At 73.4% G+C, this 15,880-nt stretch carries 14 protein-coding genes; 3 read left to right on the forward strand and 11 right to left on the reverse strand.

Annotation, left to right across the window (positions count from 1 at the left end):
- Positions 1-62: 62 nt before the first annotated feature.
- A complete protein-coding gene (locus ACYVDA_RS15015; protein WP_460819223.1) occupies positions 63-1,952 on the reverse strand; it encodes an NAD(P)-binding domain-containing protein in 1,890 nt (629 codons plus the stop codon).
- Between the two features lie 141 nt (positions 1,953-2,093).
- Between ACYVDA_RS15015 and ACYVDA_RS15020 the strand changes: the two genes are divergently transcribed.
- On the forward strand, positions 2,094-3,356 hold the full coding sequence (locus ACYVDA_RS15020; RefSeq protein WP_460819224.1) for a GAF domain-containing protein: 1,263 nt from the start codon (positions 2,094-2,096) through the stop codon (positions 3,354-3,356).
- Here the strand turns inward: ACYVDA_RS15020 and ACYVDA_RS15025 are convergent.
- Positions 3,353-3,790: an Lrp/AsnC family transcriptional regulator gene (locus ACYVDA_RS15025; protein WP_460819225.1), complete on the reverse strand. Its 438-nt coding sequence runs from the start codon at positions 3,788-3,790 to the stop codon at positions 3,353-3,355. The genes ACYVDA_RS15020 and ACYVDA_RS15025 overlap by 4 nt on opposite strands.
- A gap of 83 nt (positions 3,791-3,873) precedes the next feature.
- On the opposite strand from ACYVDA_RS15025, the gene ACYVDA_RS15030 reads away from it, so the two are divergent.
- Positions 3,874-4,824 carry a 5'-3' exonuclease gene (locus ACYVDA_RS15030; protein WP_460819226.1) on the forward strand — a complete coding sequence of 317 codons (951 nt, stop codon included), beginning with the start codon at positions 3,874-3,876 and terminating at the stop codon, positions 4,822-4,824.
- Between the two features lie 62 nt (positions 4,825-4,886).
- Here the strand turns inward: ACYVDA_RS15030 and ACYVDA_RS15035 are convergent, their stop codons facing one another.
- The gene (locus ACYVDA_RS15035; protein ID WP_460819227.1) at positions 4,887-5,468 is read right to left on the reverse strand and encodes a helix-turn-helix domain-containing protein; all 582 of its coding nucleotides are present in this window, start codon (positions 5,466-5,468) and stop codon (positions 4,887-4,889) included.
- Positions 5,469-5,571: 103 nt separating this feature from the next.
- On the opposite strand from ACYVDA_RS15035, the gene ACYVDA_RS15040 reads away from it, so the two are divergent.
- Positions 5,572-6,576: an NAD(P)/FAD-dependent oxidoreductase gene (locus tag ACYVDA_RS15040; RefSeq protein ID WP_460819228.1), complete on the forward strand. Its 1,005-nt coding sequence runs from the start codon at positions 5,572-5,574 to the stop codon at positions 6,574-6,576.
- Here ACYVDA_RS15040 and ACYVDA_RS15045 read toward each other — a convergent pair.
- From ACYVDA_RS15045 to pafA, 8 genes are all read right to left on the reverse strand, one after another.
- Entirely contained in the window at positions 6,573-9,431 is a 2,859-nt protein-coding gene (locus tag ACYVDA_RS15045; protein ID WP_460819229.1) for a DEAD/DEAH box helicase, read from the reverse strand. The genes ACYVDA_RS15040 and ACYVDA_RS15045 overlap by 4 nt on opposite strands.
- Complete coding sequence (locus tag ACYVDA_RS15050; protein ID WP_460819230.1) at positions 9,432-10,304, reverse strand: diacylglycerol/lipid kinase family protein; 873 nt, start codon at positions 10,302-10,304, stop codon at positions 9,432-9,434. It abuts the gene before it with no gap.
- 36 nt (positions 10,305-10,340) lie between these two features.
- Complete coding sequence (gene tatC, locus ACYVDA_RS15055) at positions 10,341-11,177, reverse strand: twin-arginine translocase subunit TatC (protein ID WP_460819231.1); 837 nt, start codon at positions 11,175-11,177, stop codon at positions 10,341-10,343.
- A 19-nt stretch (positions 11,178-11,196) separates the two neighbouring features.
- Complete coding sequence (gene tatA / locus ACYVDA_RS15060; protein WP_460819232.1) at positions 11,197-11,511, reverse strand: Sec-independent protein translocase subunit TatA; 315 nt, start codon at positions 11,509-11,511, stop codon at positions 11,197-11,199.
- Positions 11,512-11,586: 75 nt separating this feature from the next.
- Positions 11,587-12,552, reverse strand: coding sequence for a helix-turn-helix transcriptional regulator (locus ACYVDA_RS15065; protein WP_460819233.1), 966 nt, complete (start codon positions 12,550-12,552; stop codon positions 11,587-11,589).
- Complete coding sequence (locus tag ACYVDA_RS15070) at positions 12,549-13,544, reverse strand: helix-turn-helix transcriptional regulator (RefSeq protein ID WP_460819234.1); 996 nt, start codon at positions 13,542-13,544, stop codon at positions 12,549-12,551. Before ACYVDA_RS15070 ends, ACYVDA_RS15065 begins: the two co-directional genes overlap by 4 nt.
- Positions 13,545-13,561: 17 nt before the next feature.
- Positions 13,562-14,518, reverse strand: a complete 957-nt coding sequence (locus tag ACYVDA_RS15075) for an FKBP-type peptidyl-prolyl cis-trans isomerase (protein ID WP_460819235.1) — start codon at positions 14,516-14,518, stop codon at positions 13,562-13,564.
- The gene (pafA, locus tag ACYVDA_RS15080) at positions 14,515-15,876 is read right to left on the reverse strand and encodes a Pup--protein ligase (RefSeq protein WP_460819236.1); all 1,362 of its coding nucleotides are present in this window, start codon (positions 15,874-15,876) and stop codon (positions 14,515-14,517) included. The genes ACYVDA_RS15075 and pafA overlap by 4 nt, the downstream gene beginning before the upstream one ends.
- Between the last annotated feature and the right edge of the window lie 4 nt (positions 15,877-15,880).

The following is a 15,880-nucleotide window of genomic DNA, read 5'->3' on the forward strand; positions in this document are numbered from 1 at the left end:
TGCCGCCGCGTGCCGCCCGGGCGGGGGTCACCGGGCGGCACGCGAGTCGGGGGTGGGGAGGCTCAGCCGGTGTGGTGCACCTCGGCCAGGCCGAAGACGGGGGTGTCGATCCCCTCGAAGCGGGCCTTGAGCTGGAGCGCGAGGTAGAGCGAGTAGTGCCGCGACTGGTGCAGGTTGCCGCCGTGCATCCACAGGTTCGCGACCTGGGTCGGCTTCCACATGTTGCGCTGCTCGCCCTCCCACGGACCCGGGTCCTTGGTGGTGTCGGACCCCAGGCCCCACACCTTGCCGAGCCGGTCGGCGGTCCCGGGGTCGACCAGGTCCGCGACCCAGCCGTTCATCGAGCCGTAGCCGGTCGCCAGCACGACCAGGTCCGCGGGCAGCTCGGTGCCGTCCTCGAGCACGACCGCGTCCTCGGTCAGGTGCGTGACCTGGCCGTGCGCGAGCTTCACCTCGCCGTCGGCCACCAGCTCGGCCGAGCCGACGTCGATGTAGTAGCCCGAGCCCCGCCGCAGGTACTTCATGAACAGGCCCGAGCCGTCGTCGCCCCAGTCGTGGCGGAACCCGGCCGCCTCGAGGCGCTCGTAGAAGTCCTTGTCCTGCTCCGCCATCGCCTCGTACGCCGGGATCTGGAACTGGTGCATGATCCGGTAGGGCAGCGAGGCGAAGATCAGGTCGGCCTTCTCGGTCGTGACGCCCGCGGCCAGCGCCCGCTCGGAGTAGAGGTCGCCGAGCCCGTGCTCCATCAGGCTGCCGCTCTTGACGATGTGGGTCGAGGACCGCTGCACCATCGTGACGTCCGCGTCGTGCTCCCACAGGGCGCCGCAGATGTCGAAGGCGGAGTTGTTGCTGCCGATCACGACGACCTTCTTGCCGGCGTACGCGTCGGGGCCGGGGTGCGCCGAGGAGTGGTGCACCTCCCCGCGGAAGCGCTCGCGGCCCGGGATCTCGGGCACGTTGGCCTTGCCCGACATGCCCGTGGCGAAGACCAGCTGCGTGGGCCTGAGCGTGAGCGGCTTGCCCTCGCGCTCGACCTCGACGGTCCAGGTCCCGGTCTCCTCGCTGTACGTCGCGCTGCTCGCGGTCGTGGAGGACCAGTAGGGCACCTCCATGACCTTCACGTAGCTCTCCAGCCAGTCGCCGATCTTGTCCTTGGGGGCGAAGACCGGCCAGTTGTCGGGGAACTTCAGGTAGGGCAGGTGGTCGTACCAGACCGGGTCGTGCAGGCACAGCGACTTGTAGCGGTTGCGCCACTGGTCACCGGGCCGGGGGTGCTTGTCGATGACGAGCGCCGGCACCCCGAGCTGGCGCAGCCGGGCCCCGAGGGCGATGCCGCCCTGGCCGCCGCCGACGACGAGCACGTAGGGCTGGGTGGTCGACCCCAGGCTCTCGGCCTCGGCCTGGCGGGCCTCCTTCCAGGTCGTGCGCTGCTTGGTGGCCCCGTGCTCGGCCCCCATCGGACGCTGGGTCCCGCGGGGCTCCTCGTGACCCGTGAGCTCGAACAGGGTGGTCAGCAGGGTCCACGCCCTGTCCTGACCGTCCTCCTCGACCAGACGCACCAGGCCGCGCCCGCGGCCCACGGCGGTCTCGAACCGGATCCACGCCGTGACGACGCCGTCGGCCTCCTCGGCCGGCTCCTCGGTGGCGAAGCCCGAGGGGGCGGTGTGCTCGAGGGTCTCGGTGAGCAGCTCGCGGACCCCGGCGGGGTCCTCCACGGTGACCAGGTTCCAGCTGAACGACACCAGGTCGCGCCAGAAGCTGCGCGCGGCGAACATCCCGGCGGCCGCGTCCACGTCGCGGGCGGTCAGCGCCTGCTCGAAGGCCCCCAGCCACGCCTCCGCGCGCCGCTGGGCGTCGGAGACTGCGTCGGGGGTGGTGCCGGGCGCGGTGTCGGGGGTGGTGCCGGCGTCGGTCGTCGGGTCGGTGGTCTCGCGCTCGGGCGCCTGGGTCATGTCGGTCTCCTCGACTAGGCTGGTGTGACCGAGGACACAGCCTCCGGCCCGGCGACGCCAGGGTTGCAGCGCGTTGCAACGGCCCCGTGCCGCGCGGCTGCCGTCCACCCGACCGAACCACCCGTCCCACTGGAGCCGGCCATGACCGACGAGCTGCGCCGCCACCGGCTGCGCGAGCACGCGCTGGCGCGTCAGGGCGGGTCGCCGCGCACGACGGTGGCGGCCTCCTGGCGCCGGGTCGCCGCCTGCGGGCTGGAGCCGGGCTCGTCGCCCGACGTGCCGCCCCTGGCCGAGGACGAGCTGGAGCGTCGTCGCGCCACGAGCGCGCTGGCGGCGTTCGTCCCCCGGCTCGAGCAGACGCTGGCCTCGGTGGTCGACGCGGGCCAGATGGTGGTGGTGGCCGACGCGGACGGCCGGGTGCTGTGGCGGTCCGGCTCGGCCGGCGTACGACGGATGGCCGACGGTCTCGGCTTCGTGACCGGCTCGGCCTGGACCGAGGGCAACGTCGGCACCAACGCGATCGGCACCAGCCTGGTGCTGGGCGAGGGCGTGCACATCCGGGGCCCCGAGCACTTCGTGGAGTCCCACACCGCCTGGGGCTGCGCGGCCGCCCCCCTGCGCGACCCCTGGTCGGGCCGCACGCTGGGCGTCGTCGACGTCAGCGGACCCTCGCGCGGGATGCACCCGGCCGAGCTCGCCCTGGTCGAGACCGCCGCCCGCCTCACCGCGATGCAGATCGTGGAGCACCGACGTGGCGAGCTGGACCGGTTGCGGGCGCGCGCCGCCCCCCTCCTGGCCGGCACCACCGGCGACGTCCTGGCCGTGGACCGGCACGGCCACCTCGCCGCGGGCGTCGGCTCCCGGCTGCCCGACCGCGTGGCCCTGCCCACCGACCTCGCCGGTGGACCCGTCTGGCTGCCCAGCCTCGGCGCCGCGCACGCCGAGCCCCTGGCCGGCGGCTGGCTGCTGCGCCTGGACACCGGCACCCGGCCGGGTGCCGACGACGAGGGCACCTCGCTGGTCCTCGACCTGCTCGACGAGCCGTGCCTGCGGGTGTCGGGTCCCTCCGGCGACTGGTCGCGTCGCCTGTCGCCCCGGCACGCCGAGATCCTGCTCGCGCTGGTGCAGGCGGGGCCGGAGGGGCGGACGGCGTCGGCGCTGGCCGAGGACCTCTTCGACGACGCCTCCCGCGTGGTGACCGCGCGGGCCGAGATGTCCCGGCTGCGACGCGTCCTGGGCAGCGTGCTGCTCTCGGGCCCCTACCGGGTCGCCCCGACCGTGGCCGCGAGCACCGCACTGCCCGACGACGTCCGCTCGGTGCTGCCCGGCTCGAGCGCGCCGGTCGTGCGCCGGCTCCACACCCCGCCGGCCGCCGGCACCCCGCGCGCCTCGGCGGGGCTCTAGTCGACCGGCCGGTTCTCGTACGGCGTGGAGAGCACGATCGTGGTCCGGGTGGACACCCCGGCCTGCGCGCGCACCCGGGCGAGCAGCTCCTCGAGGTCGCCCGGCGTCCCGACCCGCACCTTGAGGATGTAGGACTCCTCGCCCGCGACCGACCAGCACGACTCGATCTCGGTGATCTCGCGCAGCCGCTCGGGGTAGTCGTCGGTCTGCGCGGCGTCGAACGGCGTGATGCTGATGAAGGCGGTCAGGGGCTTGCCGGCGGCGGCGTGGTCCACCGTGGCGCCGTACCCCAGGATCAGGCCGCGCTCCTCGAGGCGCTTGACCCGCTGGTGCACCGCGCTGGTCGACAGGCCGGTGGCCTTGCCGAGGTCGGTGAAGGACATGCGTCCGTCCGCGGCGAGCAGCCGCAGGATCTGCCGGTCGGTCTTCTCCACGCCGGGAGCCTAGCGGCGCGGGGGAAGCGAGCGCCCCCGAGTTCCTGCTCGGCGACGTCGGCGGTGACCGCTAGCGTGCTCGCATGGTCGACACCACCTCGAGACTGATGCTCCTGGACACCGCCTCGCTCTACTTCCGTGCCTTCTTCGGGATCCCCGACTCCGTCACGGCGCCGGACGGCACGCCGGTCAACGCCGTGCGCGGGCTGGTCGACTTCATCAACCGCCTCGTGGAGGAGTACCGGCCCACCCACCTGGTCTGCTGCTGGGACGACGACTGGCGCCCCCAGTGGCGGGTCGACCTGCTGCCGACCTACAAGGCCCACCGCGTGGTCGCCGAGCGCCCCGGGGACACCCCCGACGTCGAGGAGGTCCCCGATCCCCTCGAGCAGCAGGTCCCGATCATCCTGGCCGTGCTCGAGGCGTTCGGGATCGCCGTGGTGGGGGCCGCGCACCACGAGGCCGACGACGTGATCGGCACCCTCGCCACGGACGCGGGCATGCCCGTCGACGTCGTCACCGGCGACCGCGACCTGTTCCAGCTCGTCGACGACCAGGCGCAGGTCCGGGTGCTCTACATCGCCCGCGGCGTGGGCAAGCACGAGCGGGTCACCAACGACGTCGTCCGGGAGAAGTACGCCGTCGACGCCGACCAGTACGCCGCCTTCGCCACCCTGCGCGGCGACGCCTCCGACGGACTGCCGGGGGTGGCCGGGATCGGCGACAAGACCGCGGCCACGCTGCTGGGCCGGTTCGGCACCCTCGAGGCCATCGTGTCGGCCGCCGTGGACCCCGACACCGACCCGGACCAGAAGATGGGGCCGGGCCCGCGCGGCAAGATCAAGGCCGCCCTGGACTACCTCGAGGTGGCACCCCGGGTCGTGGCGGTCGTGCGCGACCTCGACCTCGACACCACCGACCTCACGCTCCCGCGGCAGCCCGCCGACCCCGAGATGCTCGCGGCGATCGCCGAGCAGTGGGGCCTGACGAGCCCCGTGGAGCGGCTCACCGCGACCCTGGCCGCGCTCGACTGACGCCCGGGCCGGAGGCCGTCGAGGACGGCCGCGCGACGGGCGGCGTGCTCTCCTCGTCGGCGCTAGGGCTTGGTCCGCGCTCGCAGGTGCATCCGCTCGCCCTCGCGACCGAAGATCGAGAGGAACTCCACCCGCCGCTCGTCGGCGCCGCCGAACCAGTGCGGGGTGCGGGTGTCGAACTCCACGACCTCGCCCGGGGTGACCACCAGGTCGAGGTCACCCAGCACCATCCGCAGGCGTCCGTCGAGCACGTAGAGCCACTCGTAGCCCTCGTGGGTCTGCGGGTCGGGGCGTCGCCGGCGCTTCCCCGGCGGGATGGTGAGCTTGTAGGCCTGCAGCCCACCGGCGCGCTGGCTCAGCGGGACCATCGTCATCCCGCCGCGCGTGACCGCTCTCTGCGGCACCCTCGGGTCCTCCGCGGACCTGGCACCGACCAGGTCGTCCAGGGCGACGCCGTGCACCCGGGCGATCGGCAGCAGCAGCTCCAGGGTCGGCCGGCGTCCGCCGGACTCCAGCCGCGACAGGGTGCTGGTGGAGACGCCCGTGGCCTCCGCGAGGTCGGCCAGGGTCATCTCCTTCTCCAGCCGCAGGGCGCGCAGCCGCGGGCCGACGGAGTCGAGGACGGTGTCGAGAGCGGGTTCCACGAGACGTGAGTTTGCCACACCGGCAACGAGAGTTGCCAGGCCCCGGACCGCCGTCGCACGCTGGACGGGCCGCAGCGAGCGGCGCCGAGAAGAGGAGCAGCGCATGCACGAGGCGTACGACGTGGTGGTGGTCGGCGGGGGTGCCGCCGGCCTGAGCGGGGCGATCGCCCTGGCGAGGTCGCGGCGACGGGTGCTGGTGGTCGACGGCGGTCGGCCCCGCAACGCACCCGCCGAGGGCGTGCACAACCTGCTCGGCCAGGAGGGCCTCGCCCCCGCCGAGCTGGTGGCACGGGGACGCGAGACGCTCCGGTCGTACGGCGGGCAGCTGCGGGTCGGCACGGTCGTGTCGGGTGCCGCGGTCGCCGACGGCTTCGTCCTCACCGTCGACGACGGGACGCAGGTCGGGGCCCGCCGCGTGCTGGTCGCCTCGGGCCTGGTCGACGAGCTGCCCGACCTGCCCGGGGTCGCCGAGCGGTGGGGCCACCAGGTCCTGCACTGCCCCTACTGCCACGGCTGGGAGGTGCGCGACCAGCGCATCGGGGTGCTGGCGACCGGGCCGGCGGCGGTGCACCAGGCGCTGCTGTTCTCCCAGCTCAGCGACCGGGTGACCGTGCTCGCCCACCTGGCGCCTCCCTCGCCGGACGACGTCGCCCGCCTGGGTGCCGCCGGGGTGCGGGTGGTGGCGGGCGAGGTGGAGGCCCTGGTCGGGCCCGAGCGGGCGCTGCAGGGTGTCCGTCTGGTCGACGGCACGCTGGTCGACCTGGACGCGGTCGTGGTCGCGCCGCGCATGGTGGCGCGCTCCCCGCTGCTGGAGTCCCTCGGGATGACCGCCGCGGACCACCCCTCGGGCCTGGGGGAGCACTACCCGGCCGACCCGATGGGCCGCACCGCCGTCCCGGGTGTCTGGGTGGCCGGCAACGTCACCGACCTCGGCGCCCAGGTGATGGGGGCCGCGGCCGCCGGGCTGATGGCCGGCGCCGGGATCAACGGCGAGCTGATGGAGGTCGACGTCGCGGCCCGACTCGGCGAGGCTCGTGGACGGTCCGACGGCGGCGCGACCCGGGTGGAGCGTCTCCAACCCCGATTGACGAGGGGCTCACGTCGCTAGCTGCTCACCGACGAGTAGGCCACGACGCCGCGGCGCAGCCGGCCCGCGGCCTCGCGGGCGGCCTGGCGCAGGCCGGGGTTGGTCCGTCCGGAGGCGTCGGCGACCTGGTCGGCCAGGTCGAGCAGCTGCTTGACCCAGCGCACGAAGTCGCCGGCCGCCAGGCCCGTGGCGTGCAGGATGTCGTCGAGCTCGTCGCCCTCGGCCCAGCGCCAGGCCGCCCAGGCGAAGCCGAGGTCGGGCTCGTGCAGCTGGTCGAGGTGGTGCTCGCGCTCGAGCGCCTCGAGGTCGGACCAGATCGACACCATCTCGGCCAGGACCTCGCGGACGGCGCCACCGGGCAGGCGCGGAGCGGCCGCGTCGTCGGGGCGCCGGGACTCGTAGACCAGGGTCGAGAGCACGGCGGCGAGCTCGGAGGGGTCCAGGCCGTCCCACAGCCCGGCGCGCAGCGACTCGGCGGTCAGCAGGTCCATCTCGTTGTAGATCCGCATCAGGACGCGGCCGCGGTCGGTGACCACCGAGTCCCGGTCCTCGCCCTCGAGGTAGCCCAGCGCGGTCAGGACGTCGCAGACGCGGTCGAACTGCCGGGCGATGGTGTTGGTGCGCTGCTCGATGCGGCGCTTGAGGGTGCGCGCGTCGCGGTCGAGCTTGTGGTGGCGCTCGGCCCAGCGGGCGTGGTCCTCGCGGTCGGGGCACTCGTGGCAGGGGTGGCTGCGCAGCCGGCGGCGCAGGTCCTCGATCCGGTGGTCCTCGACCTGGTCGCGACGGCCGGTCCCGCTGCGGCCCTTCCACTCCCCCGTGCCGGGCGGCGGCGGGGTCAGGTTGTGGGTGCGGTTGCGCAGCGTCGAGGCCAGGTCGCGCCGCTCCTGGGGGTTGCGACCGTTGAAGTTGCGCGGCACCTTGACGCGGGTGATCGACCCGACCGGCGTCGGGAAGTCGGTGATGCTCAGCCGGCGGGCGTGCCGGTCGGCGGTCAGGACGTAGGGCCGCGGGTCGTCGCGCCCGGTGCCCGAGGCGGTGGCGCTCACCCCCGGGTCGATCACCACGGCCATCCCGGCGAAGCGGCCGCCCGGCACCTCGATCACGTCACCGGGCTTGAGGGCGGCCAGGGAGTCGAGCACCTCCTGGCGGCGGTCGAAGCGGCGTGAGCGGGCGAGGTCCTTCTCGGTCTCGGACAGGCGGGCGCGGAGCCCGGCGTACTCCATGAAGTCGCCGCGGTCGCACGCGGCGGCGTCGGCGTACCCCTGCAGCGCGTCCTCGCTCTTGCGCAGCTGCCGGGCCAGCCCGACGACGGCCTTGTCGGCCTGGAACTGGGCGAACGACGACTCCAGCAGCTCCCGGGCACGGTCGCGACCGAACTGCTGCACCAGGTTGACCGCCATGTTGTACGACGGCCGGAAGCTCGACTTGAGGGGGTAGGTGCGCGTCGAGGCCAGACCGGCCACCGCCTTGGGGTCCAGGCCCTGCTGCCAGAGCACGACGCCGTGGCCCTCGACGTCGATGCCACGACGGCCCGCACGGCCGGTCAGCTGGGTGTACTCGCCCGGCGACAGGTCGGCGTGGGTCTCGCCGTTCCACTTCGAGAGCTTCTCGATGACCACCGAGCGGGCGGGCATGTTGATGCCCAGCGCCAGCGTCTCGGTGGCGAAGACGACCCGGCACAGGCCGCGCAGGAACAGCTCCTCCACGCACTCCTTGAACTTCGGCAGCATGCCGGCGTGGTGGGAGGCGATCCCGCGGGTGAGGCCGTCGAGGAACTCGTGGTAGCCGAGCACCTGGAGGTCCTCGTCGGGCAGGTCGGAGCACCGCTCCTGGACGAAGGCGAAGATCTCGTCGCGCTCGGCCGGCGAGGTCAGGCGCAGGTTGGCCTGGAGGCACTGCTGGACCGCGGCGTCGCAGCCGACGCGGCTGAAGACGAACACGATCGCCGGCAGCAGGCCCGCGCGGTCGAGCTGCTGGACGACGTCGGCCCGGCTCGGGGTCCAGACCCCGCGGGTGCCCTGGCCGGAGCCGCCCCCCTGCGGCCGGCGTTGTCCCTTGGGGGTGCGCCGGTCCTTGATCCGGCCCCGCGCGAAGTCGTCGCGGGCCACGCGCTCGAGCTGGGGGTTGACCCGCGGCTCGTGGTCGCGGCGCTCGAGCTGGGCGGGGTCGATGCCGCCCTCGGAGGCGAACAGGTCGAACATCCGCCGGCCCACGATCACGTGCTGGTAGAGGGGCACCGGGCGGCGCTCCTCCACGATCGTGGTGGTCTCGCCCCGCACGGTCCCGAGCCACTCGCCGAACTCCTCGGCGTTGCTCACCGTGGCCGAGAGCGAGGCGACCGCCACCGACTCGGGCAGGTGGATGATCACCTCCTCCCAGACCGCACCGCGCATCCGGTCGGCGAGGTAGTGCACCTCGTCCATGACCACGAAGCCCAGGGTGTCGAGGGTGCGCGAGCCGGCGTACAGCATGTTGCGCAGCACCTCGGTGGTCATCACGACCACCGGGGCCTCGCCGTTGATGCTGTTGTCGCCGGTCAGCAGGCCGACGTTCTCGGCGCCGTAGCGCTTGGCCAGGTCGTTGAACTTCTGGTTCGACAGCGCCTTGATCGGGGTGGTGTAGAAGGCCTTGCGACCCGACTCCAGGGCCAGGTGGACCGCGAACTCGCCGACGATGGTCTTGCCCGACCCGGTGGGCGCGGCGACCAGGACGGACCGTCCCTCCTCGAGCTCGCGGCAGGCCCGCACCTGGAAGTCGTCGAGCGCGAAGTCGAGGCGCGAGGCGAAGTCGGCGAGCATCGGGTGCTCGCGGTTGCGGCGGTAGCGGGCGTAGCGCGCCGAGGGCGACTCCTCGGGGAGCTCGTCGTGACTGCTCATTCAGGGCACCAGGACCTTCAGCGCCAGGGGCGCGACCTCGACGGTCAGGGGGAGGGCGGCGATGCGTTCACCGTCGGCGTACGCCGTGACTCCGGACGCCGCGATCGTCACCTTACGTGCGAGGTGGTGGCGGTAGTCGCGGTGGTGGACGTGGGTGCCCTTGAACAGCTTGGGGTAGGTGCGCACGAGCTCGACGCGGCTCATCGGGAGGATGGTCACGACGTCGAGGAGGCCGTCGTCCAGCACGGCCCCCTCGGTGATCCGCAGGCCGCCGCCGAAGGACGGCCCGTTGCCCACCGCGACCATCATCGCCTCGAACCGGTGCTGGGTGCCGTCGAGGTCGAGGGTGTACGACAGTGGCCGGAACGTGCGCAGCTCGGCGGCCGTGGCCAGGTTGTAGCGCATCTGGCCGCGCGGCCAGCGCATCTGGTTGGCGCGCTCGTTCACCACGGCGTCGAAGCCGGCGGCCAGCACGGTGACGTAGTAGCGCCCACCGGCGCAGGCCAGGTCGATAAGGCGCTCGCGGCCGCCGACCACGACGTCGGTCGCGGCGTCGGCGTCGTCGCGACTGACCCCGAGGTAGCGCGCGACGTCGTTGCCGGTGCCCGCCGGGACCACCCCCAGGCGGGTGCCGGACCCGGCCAGGGCCTGCACGGCCGCGTGGACGAGGCCGTCGCCGCCCACCACGACCAGGGTCTCCACGCCGTCGGCGACGCACTGGCGGGACAGGTCCTCTGCCTCGTGGGCGTCGCGACCGGCCAAGTTGCGCACCACGAAGCCCGCGTCGCGCAGCCGTGCCACGGCCCGGGCGGCCACCGCCGTGCCGTGCCCCCGCCCGGACGTCGGGTTGGTCAGCAGCGCGATCTCGGGCACGCACAGGACCCTAGCGGCCCCCGCCCCGCCCTCCGGTCAGAGCGGCGAGGCCGTGTCGTCGTCCCACTCGGGGTGGGACCGCGCGGCCTTGCGGCGGTCGAGCAGCCGGGCCACGAACTCCGAGACCAGCACCAGGGCCAGCATGGGGAAGGCCAGCATGAGCATGGAGTAGGGGTCGGTCGAGGGGGTCGCGACGGCGGCGAAGACGAAGACCCCGACGATGATGAAGGGACGGTGCCGGGCCAGGGAGGCGCCCGACACCAGGCCGGCGAGGTTGAGCAGCACCACGAAGAGCGGGATCTCGAAGGCGACCCCGAAGACCAGCAGCATCCGGGTGATGAAGGTGAAGAAGTCGCCGAACTCGGTGAGCTGGGTCAGCCCGGCCGGGGTGAAGCCGATCAGCGCCGCGATCCCCTTGGGCAGCACGTAGTAGCCCAGCAGGACGCCGGCGATGAACAGCGGCCCGGCGGTGAGCACGAAGACCCGGCTCCACCGCTTCTCGTGCGGGTGCAGGCCGGGGACGATGAAGCCCCAGATCTCGCTGAGCCACAGCGGCGAGGTGGCCACCACCGCGGCGACGCCGCAGATCTTGAGCTGCAGCATCAGCGGGGTGCCCACGCCGGTGATCACGGCCTGGGTCTGGGTGCCCTGCCCCAGCAGCCGGCGGGCCTGGTTGTAGGGATCGAGGATCAGCTGGAAGAGCTGGTGGTAGAAGAACAACGCCACGATCGTGGCGACCACGAGGTAGAGCACGGAGCGGAGCACCCGCGCGCGGAGCTCGCGGAAGTGGTCGGCCAACGACATCCGGCCGCCGTCGCCGACGGGGTCGTGCGGGCGGGCCCGGAAGAGACCGACGACGTCCAGCAGGGCCATGGGAGGCGTCCCGGGGTCGTCAGAGGGTCGGGGAGGTGCCCGAGCCGGGCTCGTCGTGCTTCGAGCGGGCGCGGAGGTCGGCGACGCGCTGCTCGGCCTCGCGCAGCTCCTCGGCCTCCCGCTGGCGTGCGGCGACCTGGCGCTGCTCGGGGGTCTCCTCGTCGTCGTGGAGGCCCTTGGTCTCGGCCTTGAAGATGCGCAGGGCACGACCGCTGCCGCGCGCGAGGTCGGGGAGCTTGGAGGCGCCGAAGAGGAGCACGATGATGCCGAAGATGATCAGCAGCTCAGCCGGGCCGAGGTCGGCGAGCAGGGGAAGTGCCAGCACGTGCGTCATGCCCTCCACCCTACGCGCACTTGCTGAACCGGTCCTGTCGACACCAGGAGTGGCCGCGAGCGTCGCGGTGGTCGGTCAGGAGGACAGGTCGAGGGCCCGCCGGGCGGCCGCCACGACGTCCGCGCGCAGCGACGCGGGCTCCACGACGCGCACGTCGGGGGCCAGGCGCAGCACCAGCTGCACCAGCCAGCGCAGGTCGTCGGAGCGCAGGTGCACCTCGAGACGACCGTCGCCGAGCTCCTCGACCCGGTCGACGGGGTGGTAGTCCGCGACCCAGCGCGCCGGACGGTCGAGGTGGAGGACGGCGCTCACGGCGTCCGGTCCGGGCTCGAAGAGGCCCTCGGAGAGGTCGCGGGGGGCCAGGTCGGGCTCGACGCGGTGCTCCTCGAGCACCTGGACGGCCTCGATCCGGTCCAGGCGGAACAGCCGGCGTGCCCGGGCCAGGTGGCACCAGGCGTCGAGGTAGTCGTGCCCGTCGCGCGAGACCACCGCGACCGGGTCGACCGTGCGCAGCGTGCTCTCGTCGCGCCGCGGGACGTGGTAGGTCAGGCGGACCTGCCGGTCCTCGGCGATGCCGCGACGGAGGGCGTCGGCGTGCTCGGAGGGGGCCCGGTCCCCCAGGCGGACCTCGACGGCGGCGGGGGCCGCACCGGTCGCCACGGCCTCCTCCAGCTTGGCCAGGGTCCGGTCCACGACCTCGTGCGAGGCCCCCCGCCCGGACTCGCGCAGGGTTCGCAGCGCCACGATCAGCGCGGAGGCCTCCGAGCTGCCCAGCCGCACCGGGCGGGCCAGGAACTCGGCGTTGTCGATGTGGACCACCCCGTCGGGGTCGTCCTCGAGCGCCTCCATGTCGACGTCGATCATCCGGTCCGGGGTCAGCCCGGGGAGCCCGCACATCCACAGCACCCCCAGGTCCTTGCGGACCTGCGCCGGGGTGACCCCGAAGTCGGCGGCCACCTGGGACAGCGGGACCTCGCCCTGGGTCTGGAGGTAGGGCACCAGGGCCAGCAGCCGGGCCACCTGCTCGCGCGCGTTGCTCACCGGTCCACCCCCTGCGCCGCGAGGAGGCCGCGGAGCCGCGTGAGCACCGCGTCGCGCAGCTCGGGGGGCGAGACCACCACGACCGAGCCGGCGTGCTCGAGCAGCTCCCCCACGACCCCGGAGCGCGAGGCGTACGGCACGGCGACCTCGTCCCACCCGGGGGTGCCGTCGGGGCCGGTGACCCCGGTGGCCCGCACCTCGGCGCGCCGGCGCAGCCCCACGGCCGCCCCGGCCCGGACCAGCAGCACGGCGGTCGTGTCGGGCTGCGGCGGCGCCAGCGACTCCGACAGGGCCCGCAGGTCGGTGCCCTCGGGGACCGTGAAGGAGCCGGGCTCCCCGGTGGTCACGACGTCGGAGGTGATCCGGCTGAGCCGGAACATCCGGGGCTCCCCGCGGCCGGTGTCCAGGCCCACGACGTACCACCGGCCCTGCGCGGTGACCACGCCCCACGGCTGGAGGTCACGCGTGGTGGCCTCGGCCTGGCCGGCGCGTCGGTAGTCGAACCGCACCGGGGTCCGGTCCACCGTGGCCTGCCAGGTCGCCTCGAAGGCCGGCTCCTCGGCCGCCAGCGTGGGCTGCACCTGCTCGAGCTGCTCGCGGTCGAAGGAGAGGCCGGCGGCCTTGAGCTTGACCAGCGCGTCGGAGGTCGCGGCGGCGAGGCCGGCGTGGCGCCACACCCGGGCGGCGAGCCCGAGCACGGCGACCTCCTCGGCGGAGAAGTCGACGGCCGGCAGCTCGAAGGCGTCGCGCTTGATCCGGTAGCCCTGCTCGTCCTCGAAGAACTTGTCGACGAACCCCGTCTCCAGGGGGATGCCGAGCGCGCGCAGGTCGTCCTTGTCGCGCTCGAACATCCGGTCGAAGGCCTCGTCGCTGCTGGCCCGGTAGGGCTCCATCAGCGCGCGGATCTGCTCCTTGGTCGTGTAGTTGCGGGCCACGAGCAGCAGGATGACCAGGTTGAGCAGGCGCTCGGACTTGGCGGTGGTGGGCGGCACGACGCTCCTCCCCGTCCTCAGCCGACGCCGAGGACGTCGATGACGAAGACCAGCGTGGAGCGTGCCGGGATCGCGCCCTGGGCGGTCGCGCCGTACGCCGTGGCGGGCGGGCACACCAGCATCACCCGGCTGCCTGCGCGGAGACCCACGAGACCCCGGTCCCAGGCCTTCATGACGCTGCCCAGGCCGATCGAGACCAGGGACGGCTGGGCGGTGAAGGTGTCCTCGAACGGCTTGGCGGCGCCCCACACCTGACCGACGTAGGACACCGAGACCCGGCTGGGGTCGGTGACCGCCTTGCCGGTGCCCTCGCGCAGCACGACGGCGCGGAAGCGCGCGGGCTTGCGCAGGCGGCCGAAGTCCAGGCGGGCGGGCAGGCCCCGGGTCTCGACGATGCGGGGCAGCGCGCGCGGCAGCGCGTGGCTGGCCCCGCTCGGTGACCGGACCAGCGTCGTGGGGTCGGCCGAGAGCACGTCGGCCACGATCACGACCGGGTCGCCGGGCCGGATGCCGATCTGCGGCGACCCCTGCGAGCCGTAGGCGTCCTTGGCGGTCGAGGCGACCACCACCCGGCTGCCGGTGGCCTTGCCGGTGAGGGCCTGGGCCAGGGAGGGGAACACCTGGTCGCCCATCTTGACCTCGAGCGCGCGCTGGCCGGGGTCCCGGGTGGAGATCGCGGTCTTCCCGGTGCGGGCGTCGGCGATGGTGAGCTGGAGGATCGCGGTCGAGTCGGCCCCCACCGTGACGTCACCGGTGCCCGCCCGGGTCACCCACGACGAGGTCTCCTTCAGCGTCAGCGGTGCCTTGACCCTGATGACCGGCCGCTGACCGAAGCCGCCGCTGACCGTGACCTGCTCCTTCAGGCTGGGCGCCGGCTCCTGCGCCTGGCCGCTGCTGCCGCACGCCGTCGCGGTCGCGGCGAGCGCCAGGGTCGCCACCAGCAGGCTGCGGGCGGCGCGGTGGCGTCGGGTCACATTCCCTCGATCAGTCGTTCCACCCGCTCGTCGTGCGAACGGAAAGGGTCCTTGCACAGCACCGTGCGCTGCGCCTGGTCGTTCAGCTTGAGGTGGACCCAGTCGACGGTGAAGTCGCGTCGCCGCTCCTGGGCCTTCTTGATGAAGTCTCCCCGGAGCCGGGCGCGGGTGGTCTGCGGGGGGACGGTCTTGGCGCGGAACACCTCGAGGTCGGTGGTCACGCGCTTGACCGCTCCCCGCTTCTCCAGCAGGTAGTAGAGCCCGCGGTCGCGGTGGATGTCGTGGTAGGCCAGGTCGAGCTGGGCCACGCGCGGGTGCCCCAGCGGCAGGCCGTGCTTCTCGCGGTAGCGCTCGATGAGCTTGTACTTGATCACCCAGTCGATCTCGCGCTCGACCAGCGACAGGTCGCCGGACTCGACCGCCTTGAGCCCGCGCTCCCACAGGTCGAGGGTCTGCTCGATCACCGGGGTGTGCAGCTCGCGGCGGTCGACGAAGTCACGGGCACGGGCGAGGTACTCCCCCTGGATCTCCAGCGCGCTGGCCTCGCGGCCGTTGGCCAGGCGCACCTTGCGGCGCCCGGTCATGTCGTGGGAGATCTCGCGGATCGCGCGGATCGGGTTCTCCATGGTGAGGTCGCGCATCACCACGCCCTCCTCGATCATCCGCAGCACGAGGTCGCAGCTGGCCACCTTGAGCATGGTGGTGGTCTCGCTCATGTTGGAGTCGCCGACGATCACGTGCAGCCGGCGGAAGCGCTCGGCGTCGGCGTGCGGCTCGTCGCGGGTGTTGATGATCGGCCGCGAGCGGGTGGTCGCGCTGGAGACGCCCTCCCAGATGTGCTCGGCGCGCTGGCTGACGGCGTACGACGCCCCTCGCGGGGTCTGGGTCACCTTGCCGGCACCCACGATGATCTGCCGCGTGACCAGGAACGGGATCAGCACGTCGGCCAGCTTGGAGAACTCCCCCTGCCGGCTGACCAGGTAGTTCTCGTGGCAGCCGTAGGAGTTGCCGGCCGAGTCGGTGTTGTTCTTGAACAGGTAGACGTCCCCGGAGATGCCCTCGTCGTGCAGCCGCCGCTCGGCGTCGAGCAGCAGCCCCTCGAGGATGCGCTCGCCGGCCTTGTCGTGGGCCACCAGGTCGAGCACGTCGTCGCACTCGGGGGTGGCGTACTCCGGGTGGCTGCCGACGTCGAGGTAGAGCCGCGCCCCGTTGCCGAGGAACACGTTGCTGCTGCGTCCCCAGCTGACCACCTTGCGGAACAGGTAGCGGGCCACCTCGTCGGGCGAGAGCCGGCGCTGCCCCTTGAACGTGCACGTGACGCCGTACTCGTTCTCGATCCCGAAGATTCGCCGGTCCACCTCT

This window comes from Nocardioides korecus (assembly GCF_054778395.1).

Coding starts and splice junctions, on each gene's coding strand:
- ACYVDA_RS15045 (WP_460819229.1), bottom strand. CDS start 9,431: ATGAGCAGTCACGACGAGCTCCCCGAGGAGTCGCCCTCGGCGCGCTAC.
- tatA (WP_460819232.1), bottom strand. CDS start 11,511: ATGACGCACGTGCTGGCACTTCCCCTGCTCGCCGACCTCGGCCCGGCT.
- ACYVDA_RS15030 (WP_460819226.1), top strand. CDS start 3,874: ATGGTCGACACCACCTCGAGACTGATGCTCCTGGACACCGCCTCGCTC.
- tatC (WP_460819231.1), bottom strand. CDS start 11,177: ATGGCCCTGCTGGACGTCGTCGGTCTCTTCCGGGCCCGCCCGCACGAC.
- ACYVDA_RS15040 (WP_460819228.1), top strand. CDS start 5,572: ATGCACGAGGCGTACGACGTGGTGGTGGTCGGCGGGGGTGCCGCCGGC.
- ACYVDA_RS15015 (WP_460819223.1), bottom strand. CDS start 1,952: ATGACCCAGGCGCCCGAGCGCGAGACCACCGACCCGACGACCGACGCC.
- ACYVDA_RS15020 (WP_460819224.1), top strand. CDS start 2,094: ATGACCGACGAGCTGCGCCGCCACCGGCTGCGCGAGCACGCGCTGGCG.